Genomic DNA, 22,385 nt, shown 5'->3' with positions numbered 1-22,385 from the left:
TCCCCTGGTGGGCTGATGTTCGAGAGGCGGCAATCGGGCGCCCCGTGGGGGCCCGGCCGGGCTCACGCCTCGGTCAGTTCCACCTGGAACTCGACCTCGACCGGCGCGTCCAGCGGCAGCACGGCGACACCCACGGCGCTGCGGGCGTGCACGCCCTTGTCGCCGAGGACCTCGCCGAGCAGCTCGCTCGCGCCGTTGATCACGCCGGGCTGGCCCGTGAAGTCCTGGGCGGAGGCCACGAAGCCGACGACCTTCACGACGCGCGCGATGCGGTCGAGGTCACCGGCGACGGACTTCACCGCGGCCAGGCCGTTCAGCGCGCAGGTACGGGCCAGGTCCTTGGCCTCCTCCGGGGTGACCTCGGCGCCGACCTTCCCGGTCACGGCGAGCTTGCCGTCCACCATCGGGAGCTGCCCCGCGGTGTAGACGTACACGCCGGACTGGACGGCCGGCTGGTACGAGGCCAGCGGCGGCACGACGGCGGGCAGCGTCAGGCCGAGCTCGGCGAGGCGCGCCTCGACGGCCCCGCTCACGCCTGCTTCTCCCGCTTCAGGTAGGCCACGAGCTGCTCGGGGTTGTTCGGCCCGGGCACGACCTGGACCAGCTCCCAGCCGTCCTCGCCCCAGGTGTCCAGAATCTGCTTCGTGGCATGGACGAGCAGAGGCACGGTTGCGTATTCCCACTTGGTCATGTGGCCGACTGTAGTCGGTACGAGAGGATGCTCACGGTGGGCTCCTGCGTAGGCCCGGCGCCGACTGGTTAGGCTCACGAGTGTGAGCAGGCTCCAGGTCGTCAGTGGCAAGGGCGGTACCGGCAAGACCACGGTGGCCGCGGCCCTCGCGCTCGCCCTCGCGACGGAGGGGAAACGCACCCTTCTCGTCGAGGTCGAGGGCAGACAGGGCATCGCGCAGCTCTTCGAGACGGAGGCGCTGCCTTATGAGGAGCGGAAGATCGCCGTCGCTCCCGGGGGCGGGGAGGTGTACGCCCTCGCCATCGACCCCGAGCTGGCGCTGCTCGACTACCTCCAGATGTTCTACAAACTGGGGGGTGCGGGACGCGCCCTGAAGAAGCTCGGCGCCATCGACTTCGCGACCACCATCGCGCCGGGTCTGCGGGACGTCCTGCTGACCGGCAAGGCCTGCGAGGCGGTGCGCAGGAAGGACAAGAGCGGGCGGTACGCGTACGACTGCGTCGTCATGGACGCCCCGCCGACCGGGCGCATCACCCGCTTCCTGAACGTCAACGACGAGGTCGCCGGGCTCGCGAAGATCGGGCCCATACACAACCAGGCGCAGGCCGTGATGCGGGTCCTCAAGTCACCTGAGACGGCCGTGCACTTGGTCACCCTGCTGGAGGAGATGCCTGTCCAGGAGACCGCGGACGGCATCGCCGAGCTGCGGGCCGCGCGGCTGCCGGTGGGCCGGGTCATCGTGAACATGGTGCGGTCCGCCCTGCTCGACGAGGCCGAGCTGGAGCTGGGCCTGGAGCAGGCGCCTCGTACGGCCATCGCCAGGTCGCTCTCCGCCGCGGGGCTCGGCGGGGCCCGGCGGGGCGGCAACGCCGAGCGGCTGGTCGACCCGCTCCTGGAGCAGGCCGCGGAGTACGCCGAGCGGTACGCCCTGGAGCGCGACCAGCGGAACGTGCTGACCGAGTTCGGCCAGCCGCTGCACGAACTCCCGCTGCTGGCGGGCGGGATGGACCTCGCGGGCCTGTACGAGCTCGCCACGGCACTGCGGAAGCAAGGGATCGCATGACCCCGGAACCGGCACGGACCTCGGACCCGGCGGGCGCCTCGGGCCCCGCCCGGCCCCTCGACCCCGCCCGCGCCCTGGACGTCGACGCCCTGATCGACGACCCGAAGACCCGGATCGTGGTGTGCTGCGGCTCGGGAGGCGTCGGCAAGACGACCACGGCGGCCGCCATAGGCCTGCGCGCGGCCGAGCGGGGCCGCAAGGTCGTCGTACTCACCATCGACCCGGCGCGCAGGCTCGCGCAGTCCATGGGCATCGACCGGCTCGACAACGTGCCGCGGCGGGTCAAGGACATCGAGGGCGACGGCGAACTGCACGCCATGATGCTCGACATGAAGCGGACGTTCGACGAGATCGTCGAGGCGCACGCGGACAGGGAGCGGGCCGCCGCGATCCTCGCCAACCCCTTCTACCAGTCGCTCTCGGCGGGCTTCGCCGGCACGCAGGAGTACATGGCGATGGAGAAGCTGGGGCAGCTGCGGTCGCGGGACGAGTGGGACCTGATCGTCGTCGACACGCCGCCCTCGCGCTCGGCCCTGGACTTCCTGGACGCGCCCAAGCGTCTCGGGTCCTTCCTGGACGGCAAGCTGATCCGGCTGCTCATGGCGCCGGCGAAGGTGGGCGGCCGGGCCGGGATGAAGTTCCTGAACGTCGGCATGTCGATGATGACGGGGGCGCTGGGCAAGCTGCTCGGCGGGCCGCTGCTGCGTGACGTGCAGACGTTCGTGGCGGCGATGGACACCATGTTCGGCGGGTTCCGCACGCGGGCGGACGCCACGTACCGGCTGTTGCAGGCGCCGGGCACGGCGTTCATCGTGGTGGCCTCGCCGGAGCGGGACGCGCTGCGGGAGGCCGCGTACTTCGTGGAGCGCCTGGCGGCCGACGACATGCCGCTGGCCGGTCTGGTGCTGAACCGTGTGCACGGCAGCGGTGCCGCGCAGCTGTCGGCCGAGCGGGCGCTCGCCGCCGCGGAAAATCTTGAAGAGAGCCGCATTGTGGATCAGGGGGACGGGAAGGTTGGAGTGCGTAACTCCTCTGATAATCCGGCGACTTCGGAGATTCCCGCGACTCCCGAGAACCAGGCGCCCGCCGAGGCTCCCCACGAGTCCCCGTCCGCACCATCCCGGTCCGAACCAGCTCAGCCGCCCCAGCCGTCCGAACCACCCGGCCCTTCCGGTCCGTCCGGCCCGTCCGACGCCTCTGTCGAGCGACTGACCGCCGGACTGCTGCGCCTGCACGCCGAACGCATGCAGTTGCTGGCGCGCGAACAGCGCACGCGTGACCGCTTCACCGCGCTCCACCCCGAGGTGGCGGTGGCGGAAGTGGCCGCGCTGCCGGGCGATGTGCACGACCTCGCGGGACTCCGGGCCATCGGGGACCGGCTGGCAGGCTGACCGCCGCGCCATGTGAGCGGTCGTGTGATGCGAGCGGACCGTGCCATGCGTGGCGGCCGCGTTATGCGAGCGGACCGTGCACCACGCGGGGCTGTCTGCCGAACCACGCGGGCGTACCGGGGCGCTGCGCGAGCGGCCGGGGCGTCACCCCACCGCGGCGTAGCTCTCGTACGTCTCCTCGTCCTCCAAGTCCACGGGCAGCAGGCCCGCACCGCGCTCGTACTCGGAGCGCGCTGTCTCCAGGAGCCTGCGCCATGAGGTGACGGTGGGACGCCTGCGCAGCAGTGCGCGGCGCTCACGCTCCGTCATGCCACCCCACACGCCGAACTCGACGCGGTTGTCGAGCGCGTCGGCCAGGCACTCGGTCCGCACCGGGCATCCGGTGCACACCGCCTTGGCCCTGTTCTGCGCTGCTCCTTGAACGAACAGTTCATCTGGATCGGTAGTGCGGCAGGCCGCCTGCGCACTCCAGTCGGTTACCCAGCCCATACCGGCGCCGTCCTCTCCCGAATCGAGGCTCCCCCACGGCGGCAGCGGCATATTCACCGCCGCCAGTTGAGGACGTTACGGAAGGTGGGCACAGCGCAACACCCCCTTCGGGCCCAATCTTGAATGGCCCGAACGGACTATGCGTAAGCGGCAGATCACCCGACGGAGTGAGCTGGCGACATATGTGAGATACCCGGCAAAGCGGGGCAGTTCCGTTGCGCCACAACGGACATCCGGCGCCATATGCGGCGAGGCCGGACATAAATCCATGCGGTCCTGGAGTGACGGAGGGCTTGTCGCCGCACCGCACTGCTGTGACAGTTGGCAGCAGCTTAGGCCAAGGCATTGAGGCCTGTCCGGCGATTCGGAACGCCGGCGCGACCGCTTCGGGTGGCCCCGGATGTCACGATCCTGCACTCGAACATTCCGATGATCACTCGGTCCCTCGGAACGCCCTTGACTACGGATTAGGGTGCCCCCATGGGAAAGAAGCGCTCCGGCGGTGGTCTGTCACCTACTCAACAGGCCGCGAAGTTCCTCGGTGTCAGCGTGCTGGCGGGTGCGGTGCTGGCCGGGATCGCCCTGCCCGCGGCCGGCGCGCTGGGTCTGGCGGCCAAGGGTTCGGTCGAGGGGTTCGACGAGATCCCCTCCAATCTCAAGCAACCGCCGCTGAGCCAGCGCACCAGCATCCTGGACAGCAAGGGCGGCCACATCGCCACGGTCTACTCGCGTGACCGCACGGTGGTGCCCCTGAAGGACATCTCGCCGTACATGCAGAAGGCGATCGTCGCGATCGAGGACGCCCGCTTCTACGAGCACGGCGCGGTCGACCTCAAGGGCATCCTGCGCGCCCTGAACCAGAACGCGCAGAGCGGCGGCGTCTCACAGGGCGCGTCCACGCTCACCCAGCAGTACGTGAAGAACGTCTTCGTCGAGGAGGCGGGCGACGACCCGACGAAGGTCGCCGAGGCCACGCAGCAGACGCTGGGCCGCAAGATCCGCGAACTGAAGTACGCGATCCAGGTCGAGGACAAGCTCGGCAAGAAGCGCATCCTCAAGAACTACCTGAACATCACCTACTTCGGTCAGCAGGCGTACGGCGTCGAGGCCGCGTCCCAGCGCTACTTCTCCAAACCCGCCAAGGACCTCGAGCTCCAGGAGGCCGCGCTCCTCGCCGGCATCGTGCAGTCGCCCAGCCGGTACGACCCGGTCAACGACGCGACGGAGGCCACCCAGCGGCGCAACGTGGTGCTGCAGCGCATGGCCGACACGCACGACATCTCGCAGCAGGACGCCGACAAGGCCAAGAAGACGGACCTGGGTCTGAAGGTGAGCCGCCCCAAGAACGGCTGCATCACCGCGGTCAGCGGCGCCGGCTTCTTCTGCGACTACGTACGCGAGGTCTTCCTCAACGACCCGGTCTTCGGCAAGACGAAGGAGCAGCGGGCCAAGATCTGGAACCGCGGCGGCCTGAAGATCCGTACGACGCTCGACCCGCAGACGCAGGAATCGGTGCAGGCGTCGATCAAGGACCACGTGAACAAGGGCGACGAGGTGGCGACCGCCGCCACCATCGTCGAGCCGGGCACGGGCAAGATCCTCGGCATGGGGCAGTCGCGGCCCTACGGCTTCCAGAAGAACGAGACCACGATCAACCTCTCCGTGGACGACGACATGGGCGGCGGGGCGGGCTACCAGCCGGGCTCGACGTTCAAGCCGATCGTCGCGGCGGCGGCCCTGGAGGGCGGCAAGTCGCCGAGCCAGAGCTACTCGTCCCCGTACGAGATGCCGTATCCGCAGCGGGTCTCCACCTGTGGCGGCAAGGACTGGGTGAACGTCAACAACGAGAAGCTCACCAACGAGAACGAGTCCGAGGTCGGCCCGTACGGCATGAAGGAAGCGACCGCCAAGTCGGTCAACACCTACTACGTGCAGCTGATCGGCGACGTCGGCATCTGCCCGGTGACGAAGCTGGCCGCCAAGATGGGCGTCGAGCGGGCCGACGGCGGGAAGCTGGCGCAGGCGCCGTCGATCGCGCTGGGTACGCAGGAGATGTCGCCGCTGACGATGGCGTCGGCGTACGCCACTTTCGCCTCGCGCGGCACGTACTGCTCGCCGATCGCCATCGAGTCGATCACGACGCTCGGCGGCAAGTCGTTGCAGGTGCCGAAGTCGACGTGCTCGCGGGCGATGTCGGAGAAGACCGCGGACACGATGAACACCCTGCTGCGGGGCGTGGTCGAGGACGGCACGGGCAAGCAGGCCGGCCTCGGCTCGCGGCCGAGCGCGGGCAAGACGGGTACGACCGACTACCGGTACGCCGCCTGGTTCGTGGGCTACACCCCGAACATGTCGGGCGCGGTCTGGGTCGGCGACCCGCAGCACAAGCGGCAGATGGTCAGGATCACCATCGGCGGCGTCCCGTACGACAAGGTCTTCGGTGGCGAGGTGCCGGGTCCGATCTGGCGCGACGCGATGAGCGGCGCGCTGGCGGGCAAGCCGGCGCCCGGCTTCAACTCCGTGCATATCCCTGGCGGGGGCAAGGGCAGGGACGGCGGCGGCAACCACCGTGACAACAAGCCGGGCGGTGGTGGCGGTGACCACGACGGTGGTGCCGGCGGCGGCGGCAATCCGTGGCCGGGGATCTCCATTCCGCCGGACATGCTGGGCGGTGCCGGGAACGGGGGCGGCAACGGCGGCGGCAACGGCGGTGGGCATGGCAATGGCGGCGGGATCGGTGGGATCGGCGGGGGCTGGCGTCGGTAGGCGGGGCCGCGGCGGCGGGGGTGTGACTTCCGCGTAGGCATGGCTTCTACGTAGGCATGGCTCCCGCGTGGCCGCGTACCCGCGTATCCGCGTATCCGCGTATCCGCGTATCCGCGTATCCGCGTATCCGCGTAGATACGGCGATGAGGGCGCCCCCCGGCTGCGGGGGGCGCCCTCATTCGCGCGTGGCGGTAGCGGGTGGCGGTTGCGTGTGGCGGTGTGCGGGACGGCGGGGCGTGCCCGCTCTCAGCCCGCGAGGTGCCTCTTGACCGTGGCGGCGACGCGGCCGCCCTCGGCCAGGCCCGCGACCTTCGGGTTCACGATCTTCATGACCTGGCCCATGGCGCGCGGCCCCTCGGCGCCGGCGGCCCTGGCCTCCTCGACGGCCTGGGCGACGATCGCCTGGAGCTCGTCGTCGGAGAGCTGCTTCGGCAGGTACTCGGCGAGGATCTCGCCCTCCGCCTTCTCCCGCTCGGCCTGCTCGGTGCGCCCGGCCTGTCCGAAGGCCTCGGCGGCCTCACGGCGCTTCTTCGCCTCACGGGCGATCACCTTCTGCACGTCCTCGTCGGAGAGTTCGCGTGCCTGCGTGCCCGCGACCTCCTCCTTCGTGATGGCGGTGAGGGTCAGCCGGAGCGTCGAGGAGCGCAGCTCGTCACGCCCCCGGATCGCGGCCGTGAGGTCTTCCTGAAGCTTCGACTTGAGCGTGGTCATGGGTTGATTGTGGCAGGTGCGGACGGTTTTCCGCCCGCCGATTTCCCCCGGGTGCGGGCCGGTTGCCCGTGGCCGCCCTCCCGTTCCGGGCCGGGCGGCGTCTGAGACGATGGGAGGATGCGCGCGCGATACGCAGTACCCCTGGGCATCACGGCGACGGCCGCGGCCGGCCTCGCCTACTCGGTGGGCTTCGAGGCCCGTTCCTTCCGGCTGAGGCGGGTCACGGTGCCCGTGCTGCCGCCGGGGATGCGCCCCCTGCGGGTCCTCCAGGTCTCCGACATCCACATGGTGTCCGGTCAGCGCAAGAAGCAGCGGTGGCTGCAGTCGCTCGCGGGGCTGCGCCCCGACTTCGTGATCAACACGGGCGACAACCTCTCCGACCCCGAGGGCGTACCGGAGACGCTGGACGCGCTCGGCCCGCTGATGGGGTTCCCCGGGGCGTACGTCTTCGGTTCGAACGACTACTACGGGCCGAAGCCGCGCAACCCCGCCCGCTACCTGGTCGAGAAGGTCCAGGGCAAGCACGGCCTGAACGGCAACGCCCCCGCGGTCGGCGTCATCCACAACCCGTGGGAGGACCTGCGTGACGGCTTCGACGCCGCGGGCTGGGTGAACCTCACGAACACGCGGGGCTCGCTGAAGATCGACGGCTACGAGATCGGGCTCACGGGAGTGGACGACCCGCACATCAAACGCGACCGGTACGCGCGCGTGGCGGGCGGCCCGGACTCCGGCGCCGACTTCTCGATGGGCATCGTGCACGCGCCGTACCTGCGCTCCCTGGACGCGTTCACGGCGGACGGCTACCCGCTGATCCTGGCCGGCCACACGCATGGCGGGCAGGTGTGCATCCCCTTCTACGGAGCCCTTGTCACCAACTGCGACCTGGACACGGACCGCGTGAAGGGCCTCTCCAGGCACCGGGCCGAGGGCAAGACGTCGTTCATGCACGTCTCGGCGGGCTGCGGGGCGAACCGCTACACGCCGATGCGGTTCGCGTGCCCGCCGGAGGCGACGCTGCTCACGTTGGTGGAGCGGCGGGTGTCGTAGGGCTGGGCCGGGGTCAGGTGGTGGCGAGACTGGAGCCCGCGGCTGGTGACGGCGACGCTGCTCACGTCGGTGGCCCTACCGTGGAGAACATGATCGATCCGACGACCTCAGGCATATCCAGCGCCTCAGGGGTCCCGGCGGAGGCGGTCGTGCCACGCGTACGCCGTCCCGTCGTGGCCACCCTGCGCGCGCTGATCGCCCTCGCCGCGGTGACCGGAGTCACGATCGACCTGGTCACCGGCAGCCCGCTCCGCGTCCTCAGCTACTTCACCGTCCAGAGCAACCTGCTGGTGGCGGTGGTCCTCGGCCTCTCCGCGCGGCGGGCCTGGCGAGGCCACCGCCCGCTGCCGCCATGGGTGACCGGCGGCACGCTCCTGTTCATCGCGACGACGGGCCTCGTCTACCACCTGGTCCTGGCGAACGGCCCCGGCGGCTTCTCCATGGCAGGGGACGCGGCGTCCATGGCCGGCTGGCATTCGTACGCCAACCAGCTCCTGCACACCGTGACGCCGATCGGGGTGGCCCTCGACTGGCTGCTGCTCACCAGGCCGGGCGGCCTGCGCCCCCGCCACGCGGCCCTCTGGCTGCTCTACCCCGTCACCTACCTGACCTTCGCCCTCACCCGCGGCGCCCTCATGCCGCCGACCTCCCCGGCCCGCTATCCGTACCCGTTCCTGGACGTCGACGCCCACGGCTACGCGGGCGTCCTGACCAACGCGCTCACCCTCGGCGCGGCCTTCTACGCCCTGGCTCTCCTGACCATCACCCTGGACCGCGTCCGCCCCGAACCCCGGGGCCCCGAAAACCGGATTTCGTCTCAGGCCGCCGGTCCGCTAAAGTAATCGATGTCGCCACGGGCCTGCAGCAATGCGGGGCGGTGGAGCAACGACATCGGGGTGTAGCGCAGCTTGGCAGCGCGCTTCGTTCGGGACGAAGAGGTCGTGGGTTCAAATCCCGCCACCCCGACAGCTGAAACACAGGTCCCCGACCTACTCACGTGAGTAGGTCGGGGACCTCTTTCGTGTGCGCAACCACCCGTGGCAGGGGCCCGCCGGGTTGGTCAGCAGACGCCAAGGCCAGGGGCGGCCCCGGGCAGGCGACGAGCAGCCCGAGCGTCGGCGGGCCGTCGTAGGGCCACCGACGCTCGGCAAAGAGCGCTCGACGACGCCGGAGGATGCCACAAACCTCGTGCTCGTGGGCCGAAACGGCGAAAGGCCGTTGAGGCATCAGTGACCTGCGGTAGCTTCGCGGCAATCTCAGGTGCGCCTCCGGGGGCACCTGTCCGCTCCCTGGGCGGCCCGGCTTCGCGCTGGGGTGCCAGGAAGAGCAGACGCCTGCAGGAGCAGTGGCCGGCACCACTCCCTGTTGGGCCCTGCCGGCTCTTTGAGAGCCACCCCTCAGCAGTAACCGCAGTACCCGACGTGGGGCCGTAGCCCCGAACTGCATCTTGTGCCGGCGGGAAGCCAGTTCGACCATCCCAGAAATGGTCGGGCTGCTCCCGCTGGGAGCTCCGACCGCTCTCAGAGAGGCCGGAGCCTTGGGCGACAGCTTGATCCTCGTCATCCTGACGATCTCCAGTGTGATCACCGCGACGCTGATCACCATCAAAGGCATGCTGGATCAACTACCTGACGTCCTCAACTCGTGGCACCGCGCTGTCCAGGCGGTGCGCGAAACTGCGGAGCGTCGTCGAGGGCGAGATGAGGATGAGCCTTCAAACCGCACCGACCAAGACACCCCCGGGCAGTAGAGGCAACCTGCCGGCGAGGTAACCCACCGAGTGTCCGAGGCCGTGTGCGGCTGTTCACGCGGCCTTGGTCAGGGTGGGGTGGGCCTTGCTCGGGGTGAGGTGGGTGAGTGTTGTTGCGCTGGTTTGGGGTCGTCGTCCGTCGTGGTGTGGCCACAGGAGGAGGGCGCCGATCGTTCCCGCCCCGGCGAGGGCCGCGAGGACGGACCAGGTGAGGGTGAAGCCGGCGGTCGTGCCGAGCCAGCCCGCTATGGGGTAGGTGATCAGCCAGGCCAGGTGCGAGAGGGAGAACTGGGCCGCGAACGCCTCGGGGATCGCGTTCCGTCCGGCGGAGGCACGCAGGACCTTGCCGGTCGGCGTGATGATCAGTGCCATGCCGATGCCGATGCCGGCCCAGATGATCGCCGTACCGGTCCATGTGGCGAGGCCCGCCACGGTGAGCGTCGCCGCGGTGGTCGTGGCGGCGACGAGGACTCCGGCGCCGGTCATCATGACGGTGCGGGCGGCCAGCCGGTCGAGGACCCGGGGCAGTACGAGAGCGGCCAGGAGGGTTCCCGTGCCGGAGGCGGCGAGCATCCAGGCGACGTGTGTCTGCGAGCCGCCGAGTTCGTCACGGACGTAGTTGACGGTGTTGACGACGACGATCGAGCCCGCCGCCGCGACCACGAGGTTGAGCGCCATGATGCCGCGCAGCCGTGGGGTCCTGAGGAAGGTCCTGATGCCCGATGCCGCGCGGTCCCAGGCGCCGGTGCGGGCACTGGGGCGGGCGTCCGGGATACGTGTCGACAGGACCAGCAGGGCGGAGACGAGGAATCCGGCGGAGGTGCCGAGGAAGAGCCGGTCGAAGCTCAGGAAGGTCAGGGCGACGGCTGCCAGCACGGGGCTGAGCAGGCTCTCCATGGTGGAAGCGATCTGGGACGCGGACAGCGCCCGCGTGTAGGCGGACTCGTCGGTGACGATGTCGGGGATGACGGCCTGGAACGTCGGGGTGAACGCCGCGGAGGCGGCCTGGAGCAGGCCGATCAGGATGTAGATGTGCCAGATTTCGGTGACCAGCGGCAGGGCGAGGACCACCACGCCGCGGACCGCGTCGAGCACGAACAGGAAGGTTCTGCGGGGAAGCCGGTCGACGTACGCCGCAGCCAGCGGGGCTATGAGTACGTACATGACCATCTTGATCGTCAGGGCGGTGCCGAGGACCGTCCCGGCGCGCGGTCCGGCGAGGTCGTAGGCGAGCAGTCCGAGGGCCACGGTGGTCAAACCCGTTCCGAACAGGGCGATGACCTGGGCGCTGAAGAGGTGGCGGTAGTCGCGGATGGCGAACAGGCGCATGGCGGGTTCCTTCCGTATCCGTATCCATGCGGCGGGGCACGGTCCCGGGGTGGAGGCCGTGCCCCGCGTGTGCAGGCGGGGCGTGTGCACGCGGGGATGTCTTCGCTACGCACCGGTCTCGCTCCCCTCCCTCCCAGGGGTGAGGCCGGCCAGCAGGTTGAAGGCGCCGGTGAGGATGTTGAGGGCGACGACGCCGACGACGTCGGCTATCGCGCGGTCGCTGTAGCCGTGCTCGCGCACCGCGCCGACCTGGTCGTCGGTGATCGACGTCGGCTCGCGGTAGATCCGGAGGGCGAGGGTGATGATCGCCGCGATCGCGGGGTCGGCCGAGGTGCCCTCGTGGGCCCGCTCGATCTCCTCCTCGTCCACGCCCAGGGCGCGGGCGGCGCTGACGTGCGCGTCGAGGCAGAGTCCGCAGCCCTGGACGGCTTGGACGGCGATCGAGATCCGTTCGCTGATCCTGCGGTCGAGTCTGGCTCGCCCCATGGCTCGGCTGAGCTGGAGGTAGCCGCCCAGTACGGCCGGCGAGTGCGCCATCGTCGAGACCATGTCGCCGATCTGGCCATGGCGGGCGACCAGGTCGGCGAGGAGGTCGCGCGAGGTGCCGACCGCCGTGTCGGGGGTGAGGGGGGCCAGGCGGGGCATGACGCTCCTTCCGGTATGGCATCCGGTACGGGATCCGGTACGGGGATGTGCGCGGTCGTGCGGTGGGGCGTTCGCGGTCAGTGGTGGTGTGCGTGGGTGCCGTGCTGGTGGTGGGTGCTGTGGTCGGGGGTGGCGTGCGGGCGGGGCGTGGGCGCGGCGGTCCGCACCGTGAACTCGGCGGTCCGTACGACGCCTTCGTGCTGGAAGTCCAGGAAGAGGCGGTAGGTGCCCGCGGTGGGTGCGACCGCCATGAAGGCGATCTCGGGACCCGGCGCGGTGATCCCGTCGCCCGGTTCGCCCTCCGGGTGGACGTGGAGGTAGCCCAGGTCGCCGACCCGCAGCGCCACCAGGTGTCCGTACGCGGCCAGGTAGGGCTGCAAGTCGGTGACGGGGCTGCCGTTCCGGCTGACGGTGAGGGTCAGTTCGCTCGCCTCGCCGGGCACGAGTTCGCCGTCGAGCGCGACGGTGTACTCGCCGATCCGGGCGTTGCCCGTGGGCTCGGGGAGCGGTCGCGGGTCGTACGGTCCGGCGACCGCGACGTCGATCCCCAGCGTCATGGTCCCGTCGTGGGCGGCCGGGTGGATGTCGGCGAAGAGTCTCCAGTCCCCCGGTTCCAGGGCCAGTTCGGTGTGCCAGGTGCCCTTGTCGTCCCTCACCGGGTGCACGTGCTGGAACCCGGCGGTGTCCCGTCGGACGGCTATGAAGTGCAGTTCCTTCTCGTGTTCGGCCACGAACTCGGTCACCGCCTGCCCGTCGGGGCCGGTCACCTTGAAGCTGACCGGTTGCACACCGGCGGTGAGGATCGTCGAGGGGAGTTCGAGGGTGTAGCCGTTCTGGGAGACCGACAGGCCGCCGGGTTGAGCTCCAGCGCCGTGACCGCTGTGGCCCCCATGGCCGCCGTGACTGCTGTGAGCGCCGTGGTCCGTCTGGGCGTGGCCGGAGTGGTTCCGCATGGCTTCTCTCCCTGGGCGTGGGGCGGTTTCTGGGTCGTCCGGTCGGGGCGACGTCAGAAACATATACCCCCGGGGGGTATCTGTGAAGCCCCCCGGGGCGGAGGCGTCGCGATGCGCATGGGGCGGCCTCGGCCGCCGCTCTTCCGAAACATCGCACTCCGGTACGTCAATGTCTGCGTCGGCGAAGGGAGAGTTTAATGAGCCTCGCGGGAAGGGTTTTTGGCGTAACGGGCAGCGTGGAATTATTCCGCGCACGCCGCCCGCCATGACGTGCTACTGTCGTTTCAGTTGCAGTTGTGGTTCCCGAAACTTCAAGTGCTCCTGGTCGCATACTGCGTCCGGAGCGCTTTTGTATTACCGGTCATTTCCGGGCGGGGTAATCATCGCGGCGACACGGTTTCCGCACAGTGTGGATCCCGATGTACTGCCCCAAAGGAGATTTGACATGGCTACTGGTACCGTGAAGTGGTTCAACGCGGAAAAGGGCTTCGGCTTCATCGAGCAGGACGGTGGCGGCGCCGACGTGTTCGCCCACTACTCGAACATCGCCGCCCAGGGCTTCCGTGAGCTGCTCGAAGGCCAGAAGGTGAGCTTCGACATCGCTCAGGGCCAGAAGGGCCCGACGGCCGAGAACATCGTTCCCGCCTGACGCTTACGCGCACTTGCAGCTGGGGCCCGCATCCTTCGGGGTGCGGGCCCCAGCTGCATGCATTTTCCGCAGTGTTTTCGCCTGCGGGTGAGCGGGACGCTCCGGGTTCAACGCCCCTGTCGCGTCACATCGCCTCAGCGCCGCCGGCATCCGTATGGATTATTCGACCGGCCGGATTCGCTGCCGCTCCACTCTCGCCTTCGCTTTCACTCTCGTTTCCGCTTTCGTTTTTATCATCGGTCCATTCTTGTAATTCTCTGCGCTGCTCATCGCTGCGGGAATTCCTTGATATGCGCCGCATCGAGGAAGGTTCCCGCATGAACCGCACGCGTACGAACGACCGTTTCCCCCGCAACCGCAACGGCGGCGCCGACGCCGGAAAGGGCAACAGCCGCTTCGGCTCGTCGGCCCCGCGCCGCTCCGGAAGCTCCGGCGGTTACGGCCGTCGGCCCGCCGCCCCGCAGGGTGAGTTCGCTCTCCCCAAGACCGTCACCCCGGCCCTGCCCGCCGTGGAGGCCTTCGCCGACCTCGGCATGCCGGCACCGCTGCTGGCCGAGCTCGGCAGGCAGGGCGTGGCCGTCCCCTTCCCGATCCAGGGAGCGACACTGCCGAACTCCCTCGCGGGCCGTGACGTCCTCGGCCGCGGGCGCACCGGCTCCGGCAAGACGCTCGCCTTCGGCCTCGCCCTGCTCTCCCGTACGGCCGGGCAGCGTGCCGAGCCCCGTCAGCCGCTGGGGCTGATCCTCGTACCCACCCGCGAGCTCGCGCAGCAGGTGACCGACGCGCTCACCCCGTACGCCCGTTCCGTACGTCTTCGGCTGACCACGGTCGTGGGCGGGATGTCGATCGGCAGGCAGGCCAACGCGCTGCGGGGCGGGGCCGAGGTCGTCGTCGCGACGCCCGGCCGGCTCAAGGACCTCATCGACCGTGGCGACTGCCGCCTGAACCAGGTGGGCATCACCGTGCTGGACGAGGCCGACCAGATGGCGGACATGGGGTTCATGCCGCAGGTCACCGCGCTCCTCGACCAGGTACGTCCCGAGGGCCAGCGGATGCTCTTCTCCGCCACCCTGGACCGCAACGTCGACCTGCTGGTGCGCCGTTACCTGACGGACCCCGTCGTCCACTCCGTCGACCCCTCGGCCGGCGCGGTCACGACGATGGAGCACCACGTCCTGCACGTCCAGGGCGCCGACAAGCACACGGCCACCACGGAGATCGCCGCCCGCGACGGGCGCGTGATCATGTTCCTGGACACCAAGCACGCCGTCGACCGGTTGACGCAGGACCTGCTCAACAGCGGCGTACGGGCCGCCGCGCTGCACGGCGGGAAGTCGCAGCCCCAGCGCAACCGCACCCTGACGCAGTTCAAGTCCGGCCACGTCACCGTGCTCGTCGCCACGAACGTCGCCGCCCGCGGCATCCACGTCGACAACCTCGACCTCGTCGTCAACGTCGACCCGCCGACCGACCACAAGGACTACCTGCACCGCGGCGGTCGTACCGCGCGCGCCGGTGAGTCCGGCAGCGTCGTCACGCTGGTGACCCCCAACCAGCGCCGCGGCATGGTCCGTCTCATGGCGGATGCCGGGATCAGCCCGCAGGTCACGCAGGTCCGCTCCGGCGAGGAGGCGCTCACCCGGATCACCGGCGCCCAGGCGCCCTCCGGAGTCCCGGTGGTCATCACCGCGCCGGTGACCGAACGCCCCAAGCGCGGCGGCACGTCACGCGGCCGTCGCCGCCCCGCTTCCGCGACGCGGCGTGCGTCGTCCGTACCGCGGCAGACCGTTGTCGACGCGGCGGCCTAGAGCCGTGGTGACCGCAAACTGAACCGCTCATCCGCTGCACCGCTGGTCCGCTGACCCACCCCTGCGCAGGAGGCACCTTTGACGTTGGTCCAGGCACTGGCTCAGACGCCGCCCCAGACGGCGGTCCGGACCGCCGTGGCCGGCACCGCGGAGGAGGCCGGGCCCCGGGTCTGGGCCGACATGACGGTCGAGGTCGCCCTGTGCGTCATGGCCGGCGCCCGCGTCAGGCACCTGGTCGTCTGCGACGACGACGACAAGCGCACCCATCTGGTGACCCGGTCCGCGCTCACCGCCGTTCGTGACGGATCCGGATACACGGACCGGATCCGCCTGCGCGACATCATCGACGGCAGCGGGCACGTCACCTCGCCGCCGACACCATGACCAGCGCTGGTGCCGGGGCCGTACCCGGTGCCGGCGCCGGCCGCCGAATCAGCTCACCGCGGTCGGCTCACCCCGGTCGCCCCTTCTCCCTGCGAGGTCTCATGCGCTGTGTCATCGCTCGCTTCCCGTTCGACCTGACCAAGAGCGGCGTGCTCGAAACGATGAAGGGCGTCAAGCCCGAACCCGTCACCGGGCAGTCCGTGATCATCGGGCGGCGCCACTACCCCGTCAAGCAGGTCGGCGAGGTCATCACCCGCCAGGACCGCCGTGACTTCAGCGCGGGCGAGGTCCTCAGGTCCATGGCCCAGCTCGGCTTCACCTGCCGTACGGGTCCCGCTCCCGCCCCCGTGGCCGCGCCCTCGGCCGTGCTCAGCCCGGTCCAGCGGGCCGCCGCCATGCTGGGCACCCCCCCTGACCGCCTGACCGCCTGACCGCCTGACCGCCTGACCGCCTGACAACGTAGTAGTACGCCGGTGTGCCTCTATGCCGCCGCTCCGGTCACTATGCCCAGCAGCGTGAGGGCGAAGAAGGCTGTGCCCCAGACCAGTGCATGGCGTATGCAGCGGTACTTGGTCCAGGCGATCCGGGACAGGGTCAGCAGCTGGCTCAGGTCCCGGGACACGAGGTCGGTGTGGCGGATCCTCCGCTCCAGGTGCGCGACCGATCTCGCGAGCCTCGCGTCGCCGAAGTAATGGCTGCGGCGGTAGTGGGGATGCCCCAGCCGGGGGGTTATGGCCAGGCCCAGCAGGACGAGCGCCGGTACGCAGGAGGCGCAGCCCGCCCAGAGCAGGATCTGCGGAACGACGGCGTACTGCCGTGGGGCGATATCGCCGCTGCCGATCGCCCCGAGCATGGCGGTCAGCGCCGCGCCCAGGGACGCCAGCATGAGGCCGGCCTTGTTGTCGGCCCTCATGACCTCCTCGCGGACCTCGGACAGCAGGACCCTGGCGAGCTCCGCGCCGCGGTCGGCCGTGGTCCGGGCATCCGGGACAGTGCCTGGGTCGCCTCCATGTGTGGTCACGCTTCCCCCTCCGTGGCGTATGTCAGGCGGCCGCCCCGGTGTGCGGGGCGGCCGTGGTGCTGTGTTCCGGTGCAGGCGGCAGGTCAGACCGTCGATGAGCGGCGGATCTCGTCCTCCAGCGCGTTCACCGCCTGCCGGACCCGGATGTTCATCGCCGCCGTGTGCTCCCGGAACGCCGCCTCCGACTCGGCACGGTGCCGCCGGACCTCCTGCTCGATGGCGTCCTGGGCGATCTCGATGTCCGCCATGGCCCGGTGCTCGGCGAGCCGGACCTCGGCGTCGTGGACCTTGACCCCGCTGTTGCTCGCGCTGGTGAGCATCCGGTCGTACGCGGACTCGCCGCTCAGGTACTTCACCAGCACGGGGAGTATGTCGAGGAGGATGAACAGCAGGCGCACCAGCCAGATGCCCACGAACAACACCGGGTTGCCGGTGGCGAGTTGTTCGAGCGCCCGCATCCGCTCCAGGACCCCGATCTCCTTCTGCTTGGCGCGCTCCTCCTCCAGACGCCGCTCGACACCCTCGGCCCGGGCCTTGAGGAAGGCACCGCGCGACGTGGTCTGCTCGGCCTCGGTCTTCGAGATGCGGCTGTTCATGCGGGCCAGTCGCCGCTCGTTCGCGTCGGTGCGATGGGTCTTCCGGTAGTCCCGTGCCTTCTCCCGCAGGCGCAGGCATTCGGAGGTCCGCTGATACAGGCCGGTGGCGGCCATGCGGATCAGCTGACGGCACTCGTCCCGTACCTGGGAGTCGATGGCCTCCAGCCTGGTGGTGTCCCGATCCACCCGCTTCTGTAGGGCGGCGGCGTCCGAGCGCAGGGCGGCCAGTTCGTCGGCTCGTTCGCCGGGCGTCCTGCCGAAGGAGAGGACATACGACGTTTCGCAGCCCTTGGGGGTGACGGCCCGCGTCGTGGACGGTACGGGATTGCAGCGCACCAGGTTCGTGCGCAACCGGTCGATCTCATCCGTACGCTCGTCGGCGACGCGTTCCTCGATGGCCGTCTGGAAGATGCGCAGCACCAGGGGCTCAGCGATCACCGCTCCCAGCAGCAGGGCGATCAGCATGCGCATGAGGAGGGGGCCGACCCGCCGCCGCGCGTTCGGCTGGGGCGTGACCAGCCAGCGGTCGAGGTTGAGCACGAACAGCATCCAGATGCAGGTCGGGACAAGGGCCACGAGGGAGACCCTGCCGAGCGCCTCGGTGGCGAAGTTCCACATGGAGAAAGCCGCGATGACGGAGGTGCCGAGCACCACCCCGCCGAGGGCCGTGTACTTGCTCCGCTCGTATCTGACCCTCTCCAGCAGCTCCTCGTCGACGCCGGTCAGGGTGCGCAACCGTCGTGCGGCGTCGAAGCGGAAGGGACCGTGGGCCGTACGGGCCAGGGCCCCGTCACCGGTGGTGCGGACAGCGGGCCCGTGCTCCGCGGCGCGGACGGTGGGCCGACCCTGCGCGGGACGCGCGCCGGCATCACCACTGCCTTGGCTCTCCCCCACACCGGGAGCCGCCACAGGGTTCGTCGAGATGTCAGTCAATGAGATCGTCCTCGTCCCTGACGTAACCACCCTGCGGGCCGCGCGAGCCGTCCCGGGCCGCCTCGGTGAGGCGGGGGCCCGCCGGTCCCGACTCGACCATGCGGGCGCTGTCGACGGTGGCTCCGATGCCGGACACGGCCTGGCCGCCCCCGCCCGTCTCCCGCAGGACTTGTTCCAGGACCTGGTGATAGTCGACGTACTCGCTGCCGCCCATCTGCCGCAGCAACGTCAGCAGCATGTCCCTGCGCATCTGCGCCTCCGCCGTCTCCCGCGCCTGGGCGTGGGCCCGGTCCGACGTCTCCGCCGCGTGGCGGCGGGCCGACTCCCCTTCTGTGCTCCGATGGATGCGGGCCGCCGCCTCGGTGACGTCGATCTCCTTCCTGGCGATACCGAAGGCGTCCACGTGGTCGGATCCCTGGGAGAGCAGTTCCGCGATCCGGAGCGCGTCCTGGGTCTCGAAGTCCCGCTGCCCGCGCTGGAGTTCCCAGGAGCGCCGCTCGTCGCGCAGCTTCTGCTCCCAGTCCCGCAGGTCGTCCGACGCGTGCACCTCCGCGCTGACGAATTCCACGCTCATGCCGGCGACCCGCGGCGGGACGATCGCGCTGTACGCGGTGATGCGATGACTGACCTCGGTCCGCACCGCGTTGACCTCCTCCACGCGGTGCCCGGCGCTCGCCCTCGGCAGGTCGCCGTCGCCCATCAGATAGGCGCGCAGCGGAACGGTGACGTCGATGATGCCCTGCCGGGCGATGACGGTCGGGTCGGTCACCTGGCAGGTGAAGGACGCCCGTACCGTGAAGTTGTCCGCCTCGCTCACCGACGGGAGCGTGCGCTCCACCTCGACCAGGCGCGCGCGGGTGTCGACCAGGCTGACCGAGGAGGCGTCGAGCACGTCGGGGTGGGCCGGGTCGAACACCATGCCCTCGGGGAAGGTGCGGTAGTTCCCGCCGACCCTGAAGACGTAGACCGCTCCGGGCGGCAGCTGCGGCACGTCGTCGCGTTGGCGACGCCGAGACCACCAGGTGCCCTGGACGGTGGCCAGGATGTGCTCGGCGATGACCGGGTAGTTCACTTGCTTCGGCCTCCTTGGGCGGGAGCGGGGCGAGAGGTCGGTATGAGGGACGAGGCGGCGCGCCGGGGGTCCGTCGGCGGTCGTCCGCGCAGCGATCCGAGGAGTACCTGCGCCAGTTGGTGGGCGCCGGGGATCGCGTAGTCGGGATGCTTCAGGGCGATGGACAGGTGGTGGCGCAGCGCGACCCACTGGCGTCCGCTCATGGCGTTCCGCATGGCCTCGCCGAGTTCCCGCACGGCGCCGGTGACGGAGGGGTCGTTCCGTAGCTCCACCAGCGTCCGGCACAGCGCACTGACCGCCCGGCTCCGGTTGCCGCTGTGCAGGACGTCCGCCCACAGGGACCCGAGGTGACGGGCGCTGTCCGGGACGCTGCGCAGGAGTGCGGCGGTGACGGGTTCGGGGCTCTCCGACCGGGTGGCCTCCAGCAGCTGCACGGCGGTGCGCAGGGCGATCGACCGCTCCCTGGACCCTCGGGGCGTCCTGGTGATCACGGTCCGTACGTACCGGAGGATGACCAGCGCGCGTTCCCGGTCCTGTTCGGCGGCGGCCTGTAGCAGCAGGACCATGGAACGGTGGGCCGCGGAAGCGATCCGTTCCCCGCGCAGCGTCAGGAACCAGAGCGACTTGAGCGCCTCCATGCGGTAGAGGGAGCCCAGGCGGCCCGTGAGCGCCATGGCCGCCGTGACGGCCCTGCTCTGACCGCTGTTGTCCGTCCAGCTCAGGACGGTGTTCAGGGCCTGCGGCGCGAGATGCTCGACGTCGCACATGAACTGCAGCGTCAGCGCGGCGGTCACCCGCTGACTGGCGAGCCCGTCGGACCACACCTTCAACATGTTCTCGTCGACCTCTACGAGCGCGTGCCGAGCCAGGAGCGCGACTCCCCGGGCCACCTCGGTACGGGTGTCCAGGTCGCCCAGCAGGGCCAGCTCGCCCAGCCACTGGCGCAGCGGGTACCAGAGCTCGTAGCCGTACAGGTCGTGCAGCTCCTTGATGACGAGCTCTCGGACGCGCGGCGAGGTGAACACCAGACGACGCTCGCTGCGCCCGGCGCATCGACCCGAAGCGGCGCGGCGCTCGGTCGTCACGAGCCCCGCCGCCCGCTCCTTCCACCGGGCCCGGGACTGCTGGGCCACCTCACCGCGCAGGGCTGCCGCGGCCTCGTCGCCCCGCTCCGCCACCGGCGTTTCGCCGCTCTGCTCCCAGTTGCGCACGTGGGCGGTGAGCGCGGCGCACTCCTTCTCGAACGTCCGCTCGGGAATGCCCTCCAGGAAGGCCAGGGCCGCGAGCGGAATCAGGTCGTCCGCGGGCGGCCGCTTGCGGAACAGCTCCTGGACCAGCTCCCGGTGGCAGTCCCGCAGGCTGTCCAGCGCCTTCTGTACACCCTCGCGGGAAAGGGTCACGGCCGCGGCGACGACATCCGCCGGCCGCCGCTGTTCGCCGACCCGCGCCAGCAGCTCCTTCTCGGTGTCCGGCTCCAGGGCGGCGTGCGGCAGTTTCTCCCGGCAGCGCTCGAACAGTTCTACGGGGTCCAGGGCCTGCCAGGGCACGCAGTGGTCCCGCAGCGCCAGCCGTCGGCGGGTGGTGCCACCCGCCGTGATCACCAGGTACGACCCCTTCCGGCGCAGCTCCTCGCTCAGCCGTCCGATCGCGTACGCCTGTACGGCCTCGACATGCAGCTCGCCGACGTAGTCGAGGATGACGTATCCCTGTCCCGGCCTGAGGTCCCGCGACGCCGCCAGCTCGGCCAGGGCGTTGGCGGGCGACAGGCTGCGCAGCGCGGCCTGTTCGCCCAGGATCTCTCGGAGCAGGGCGAGGGAACTCGCGCCCCGGCCGCAGTGGTCCTCGCCGGTCAGCACCACGAGGGCGTTCTCACGCAGTTTGCCGAGCGCCTCGTCGAAGCAGGGCTGCGGCGGCTCGTAGAACCGCAGGGCCCGGTCGGCGTCCTCGGGCTCGATGGTGCCGGGTGCGAGACCGAGGGGCGAGGCGGAGCCGAAGCCGAAGGCCGCTCCGGAGGCGTCGACGACCCCGTAGAAGTTGTTGTTGACGAGTTGGTGGACGCGGCTCAGTTCGCTGTAGCCCCGTTCGTCCTCCTCAAGCTCGTCCGGCTCCTCGCGTCCGCCAAGGGGCACGTCCCGCCCGGCTCCGGGACCGCGGGCGTCCTCCTCTGCCTGCGGGGCACCGTCGGCACCCTCCGGCGGGGGCGGCAAGACGTCCGCGTCGGGTGCGGACTCGGGCGGGACCACCGCCACGACGTCCGGTTCCGCATCGTCAGCCACCGGCGCTCCCGAAGCCGAAGACGGCGCCTCTGGCGTCCACGGGGCCGGCGATATTGGTGACGTTGACGTTGTCGGCCCGGTAGTCGTTGCTGAACCGCGTCCCGCTGTCGGCTCCGCCCGCGGCGGCCGGTTCCGTCCGGTCCGCCGCGGGCTCCCCCGTGGCAGGGGCCGCGGGCTTCCCCCTCTCCGCGGCCCCGGGTCCGTGTGAGGCGGCGGCCGGCACACCGAGCGCCGGCACGCACAGCCAGGCCGTGGCGTCGAACTCCTTCACCTGGACGTCGACGCGACTGAAGTCGCCGGTGGACAGGGTCGTGTGACCGCCCGCCACGGTGGACCGGAAGACGTCGTCGGACAGCAGCAGCGCCAGGTCGGCCTCGGGGTGCGCGGCCAAGGCGTCGTAGAGCGGGCGCGAATTCAGCAGGCGTGCCGTGGCCACCACGGCCCTGCCGGCGAAGCCGTTGTCGGCCAGCTCCACCAGCCCCTGGTGGATGACGGCCCGCAGCCGCATGCGGGCCTCGGGGACTCGCTGAGCGTTGTGGTCGCGCAGCTCGGCGACGAGATGGCGGACGTAGTCGTCGACCAGACGCGGTTCCTTGCCGTCGACCGGCCGCACCGCCAGTTGCTCGTCGCCCTTGGGCTGGATCTGCCACTGCGAGCGGTCCAGGCCGGCGCGCCTGGCGGCGCGGTCGAGGAGCCGCGGCAGATCGTGCTGGATCTCGGACTGCCTACGGTCGTTGTTGCTCCCGTATGCCTGTGCGTCCACGGCTATGCAGGTGCAGGGATAGAAGTCAGGCCACGCAGCCACCCG

Annotated in this window: 22 protein-coding genes and 1 tRNA gene; 11 read left to right on the top strand and 12 right to left on the bottom strand. The window is 70.4% G+C overall.

Going from position 1 to position 22,385, the window contains the following annotated elements; genetic code table 11:
- Positions 1–62: 62 nt before the first annotated feature.
- Complete coding sequence (locus KKZ08_RS20875) at positions 63–533, bottom strand: RidA family protein (protein WP_205034974.1); 471 nt, start codon at positions 531–533, stop codon at positions 63–65.
- Positions 530–691, bottom strand: a complete 162-nt coding sequence (locus KKZ08_RS20870) for a DUF4177 domain-containing protein (RefSeq protein WP_003975360.1) — start codon at positions 689–691, stop codon at positions 530–532. Before KKZ08_RS20870 ends, KKZ08_RS20875 begins: the two co-directional genes overlap by 4 nt.
- Before the next feature lie 82 nt (positions 692–773).
- Between KKZ08_RS20870 and KKZ08_RS20865 the strand changes: the two genes are divergently transcribed.
- Complete coding sequence (locus KKZ08_RS20865; RefSeq protein WP_223775909.1) at positions 774–1,754, top strand: ArsA-related P-loop ATPase; 981 nt, start codon at positions 774–776, stop codon at positions 1,752–1,754.
- Entirely contained in the window at positions 1,751–3,145 is a 1,395-nt protein-coding gene (locus tag KKZ08_RS20860; RefSeq protein WP_223775908.1) for an ArsA family ATPase, read from the top strand. The genes KKZ08_RS20865 and KKZ08_RS20860 overlap by 4 nt, the downstream gene beginning before the upstream one ends.
- 144 nt (positions 3,146–3,289) lie before the next feature.
- On the opposite strand, the gene KKZ08_RS20855 is transcribed toward KKZ08_RS20860, so the two are convergent.
- The gene (locus KKZ08_RS20855; RefSeq protein ID WP_030782081.1) at positions 3,290–3,634 is read right to left on the bottom strand and encodes a WhiB family transcriptional regulator; all 345 of its coding nucleotides are present in this window, start codon (positions 3,632–3,634) and stop codon (positions 3,290–3,292) included.
- Positions 3,635–4,114: 480 nt separating this feature from the next.
- Here KKZ08_RS20855 and KKZ08_RS20850 point away from each other — a divergent pair, with 480 nt between their 5' ends.
- A complete protein-coding gene (locus KKZ08_RS20850; RefSeq protein WP_223775907.1) occupies positions 4,115–6,400 on the top strand; it encodes a transglycosylase domain-containing protein in 2,286 nt (761 codons plus the stop codon).
- 246 nt (positions 6,401–6,646) lie between these two features.
- Here KKZ08_RS20850 and KKZ08_RS20845 read toward each other — a convergent pair whose 3' ends face one another.
- Positions 6,647–7,111: a GatB/YqeY domain-containing protein gene (locus KKZ08_RS20845; protein WP_223775906.1), complete on the bottom strand. Its 465-nt coding sequence runs from the start codon at positions 7,109–7,111 to the stop codon at positions 6,647–6,649.
- Positions 7,112–7,228: 117 nt separating this feature from the next.
- On the opposite strand from KKZ08_RS20845, the gene KKZ08_RS20840 reads away from it, so the two are divergent.
- From KKZ08_RS20840 to KKZ08_RS20825, 4 genes are all read left to right on the top strand, one after another.
- Positions 7,229–8,161 (top strand): metallophosphoesterase, encoded by a 933-nt coding sequence (locus KKZ08_RS20840; protein WP_223775905.1) that lies wholly within the window; start codon positions 7,229–7,231, stop codon positions 8,159–8,161.
- An 89-nt stretch (positions 8,162–8,250) separates the two neighbouring features.
- On the top strand, positions 8,251–9,003 hold the full coding sequence (locus KKZ08_RS20835) for a Pr6Pr family membrane protein (protein WP_223775904.1): 753 nt from the start codon (positions 8,251–8,253) through the stop codon (positions 9,001–9,003).
- Between the two features lie 50 nt (positions 9,004–9,053).
- A tRNA-Pro gene (locus KKZ08_RS20830) sits at positions 9,054–9,127 on the top strand.
- A gap of 517 nt (positions 9,128–9,644) precedes the next feature.
- Positions 9,645–9,911 (top strand): hypothetical protein, encoded by a 267-nt coding sequence (locus KKZ08_RS20825; RefSeq protein WP_223775903.1) that lies wholly within the window; start codon positions 9,645–9,647, stop codon positions 9,909–9,911.
- A 54-nt stretch (positions 9,912–9,965) separates the two neighbouring features.
- On the opposite strand, the gene KKZ08_RS20820 is transcribed toward KKZ08_RS20825, so the two are convergent.
- The 3 genes from KKZ08_RS20820 to KKZ08_RS20810 all read right to left on the bottom strand — a co-directional run bounded on the left by KKZ08_RS20820 (position 9,966) and on the right by KKZ08_RS20810 (position 12,838).
- The gene (locus KKZ08_RS20820; protein WP_223775902.1) at positions 9,966–11,240 is read right to left on the bottom strand and encodes an MFS transporter; all 1,275 of its coding nucleotides are present in this window, start codon (positions 11,238–11,240) and stop codon (positions 9,966–9,968) included.
- A gap of 105 nt (positions 11,241–11,345) precedes the next feature.
- Positions 11,346–11,885, bottom strand: a complete 540-nt coding sequence (locus KKZ08_RS20815) for a carboxymuconolactone decarboxylase family protein (RefSeq protein ID WP_223775901.1) — start codon at positions 11,883–11,885, stop codon at positions 11,346–11,348.
- A gap of 77 nt (positions 11,886–11,962) precedes the next feature.
- Positions 11,963–12,838, bottom strand: a complete 876-nt coding sequence (locus KKZ08_RS20810; protein WP_223775900.1) for a hypothetical protein — start codon at positions 12,836–12,838, stop codon at positions 11,963–11,965.
- A 445-nt stretch (positions 12,839–13,283) separates the two neighbouring features.
- Here KKZ08_RS20810 and KKZ08_RS20805 point away from each other — a divergent pair, with 445 nt between their 5' ends.
- From KKZ08_RS20805 to KKZ08_RS20790, 4 genes are all read left to right on the top strand, one after another.
- Entirely contained in the window at positions 13,284–13,487 is a 204-nt protein-coding gene (locus tag KKZ08_RS20805) for a cold-shock protein (protein WP_004986771.1), read from the top strand.
- Positions 13,488–13,804: 317 nt separating this feature from the next.
- A complete protein-coding gene (locus KKZ08_RS20800; protein WP_223775899.1) occupies positions 13,805–15,295 on the top strand; it encodes a DEAD/DEAH box helicase in 1,491 nt (496 codons plus the stop codon).
- A 96-nt stretch (positions 15,296–15,391) separates the two neighbouring features.
- Positions 15,392–15,679 (top strand): CBS domain-containing protein, encoded by a 288-nt coding sequence (locus KKZ08_RS20795; RefSeq protein WP_223779128.1) that lies wholly within the window; start codon positions 15,392–15,394, stop codon positions 15,677–15,679.
- A 101-nt stretch (positions 15,680–15,780) separates the two neighbouring features.
- Positions 15,781–16,110, top strand: coding sequence for an SCO5918 family protein (locus tag KKZ08_RS20790; RefSeq protein WP_223775898.1), 330 nt, complete (start codon positions 15,781–15,783; stop codon positions 16,108–16,110).
- A gap of 50 nt (positions 16,111–16,160) precedes the next feature.
- Here the strand turns inward: KKZ08_RS20790 and KKZ08_RS20785 are convergent, their stop codons facing one another.
- The 5 genes from KKZ08_RS20785 to KKZ08_RS20765 form a co-directional block, all read right to left on the bottom strand.
- Complete coding sequence (locus KKZ08_RS20785; protein WP_223775897.1) at positions 16,161–16,700, bottom strand: Pycsar system effector family protein; 540 nt, start codon at positions 16,698–16,700, stop codon at positions 16,161–16,163.
- Between the two features lie 83 nt (positions 16,701–16,783).
- Complete coding sequence (locus KKZ08_RS20780) at positions 16,784–18,229, bottom strand: DUF4407 domain-containing protein (RefSeq protein ID WP_223775896.1); 1,446 nt, start codon at positions 18,227–18,229, stop codon at positions 16,784–16,786.
- On the bottom strand, positions 18,222–19,301 hold the full coding sequence (locus KKZ08_RS20775) for a hypothetical protein (protein WP_223775895.1): 1,080 nt from the start codon (positions 19,299–19,301) through the stop codon (positions 18,222–18,224). Before KKZ08_RS20775 ends, KKZ08_RS20780 begins: the two co-directional genes overlap by 8 nt.
- Positions 19,298–21,577 carry a hypothetical protein gene (locus tag KKZ08_RS20770; protein WP_223775894.1) on the bottom strand — a complete coding sequence of 760 codons (2,280 nt, stop codon included), beginning with the start codon at positions 21,575–21,577 and terminating at the stop codon, positions 19,298–19,300. The genes KKZ08_RS20775 and KKZ08_RS20770 overlap by 4 nt, the downstream gene beginning before the upstream one ends.
- A complete protein-coding gene (locus KKZ08_RS20765; protein ID WP_223775893.1) occupies positions 21,570–22,382 on the bottom strand; it encodes a hypothetical protein in 813 nt (270 codons plus the stop codon). Before KKZ08_RS20765 ends, KKZ08_RS20770 begins: the two co-directional genes overlap by 8 nt.
- Positions 22,383–22,385: the final 3 nt, after the last annotated feature.

This window comes from Streptomyces sp. 135 (genome assembly GCF_020026305.1).
GTDB lineage: Bacteria > Actinomycetota > Actinomycetes > Streptomycetales > Streptomycetaceae > Streptomyces.
Note: the sequence above shows the minus strand (reverse complement) of the source record. Positions and strands in the feature narration are given on the sequence as shown.

Bases quoted from the DNA above. Each gene is read 5' to 3' on its own strand.
- KKZ08_RS20870 (WP_003975360.1), bottom strand. From the start codon at position 691: ATGACCAAGTGGGAATACGCAACCGTGCCTCTGCTCGTCCATGCCACG.
- KKZ08_RS20860 (WP_223775908.1), top strand. From the start codon at position 1,751: ATGACCCCGGAACCGGCACGGACCTCGGACCCGGCGGGCGCCTCGGGC.
- KKZ08_RS20855 (WP_030782081.1), bottom strand. From the start codon at position 3,634: ATGGGCTGGGTAACCGACTGGAGTGCGCAGGCGGCCTGCCGCACTACC.
- KKZ08_RS20850 (WP_223775907.1), top strand. From the start codon at position 4,115: ATGGGAAAGAAGCGCTCCGGCGGTGGTCTGTCACCTACTCAACAGGCC.
- KKZ08_RS20845 (WP_223775906.1), bottom strand. From the start codon at position 7,111: ATGACCACGCTCAAGTCGAAGCTTCAGGAAGACCTCACGGCCGCGATC.
- KKZ08_RS20840 (WP_223775905.1), top strand. From the start codon at position 7,229: ATGCGCGCGCGATACGCAGTACCCCTGGGCATCACGGCGACGGCCGCG.
- KKZ08_RS20835 (WP_223775904.1), top strand. From the start codon at position 8,251: ATGATCGATCCGACGACCTCAGGCATATCCAGCGCCTCAGGGGTCCCG.
- KKZ08_RS20825 (WP_223775903.1), top strand. From the start codon at position 9,645: ATGGTCGGGCTGCTCCCGCTGGGAGCTCCGACCGCTCTCAGAGAGGCC.
- KKZ08_RS20820 (WP_223775902.1), bottom strand. From the start codon at position 11,240: ATGCGCCTGTTCGCCATCCGCGACTACCGCCACCTCTTCAGCGCCCAG.
- KKZ08_RS20815 (WP_223775901.1), bottom strand. From the start codon at position 11,885: ATGCCCCGCCTGGCCCCCCTCACCCCCGACACGGCGGTCGGCACCTCG.
- KKZ08_RS20810 (WP_223775900.1), bottom strand. From the start codon at position 12,838: ATGCGGAACCACTCCGGCCACGCCCAGACGGACCACGGCGCTCACAGC.
- KKZ08_RS20805 (WP_004986771.1), top strand. From the start codon at position 13,284: ATGGCTACTGGTACCGTGAAGTGGTTCAACGCGGAAAAGGGCTTCGGC.
- KKZ08_RS20800 (WP_223775899.1), top strand. From the start codon at position 13,805: ATGAACCGCACGCGTACGAACGACCGTTTCCCCCGCAACCGCAACGGC.
- KKZ08_RS20790 (WP_223775898.1), top strand. From the start codon at position 15,781: ATGCGCTGTGTCATCGCTCGCTTCCCGTTCGACCTGACCAAGAGCGGC.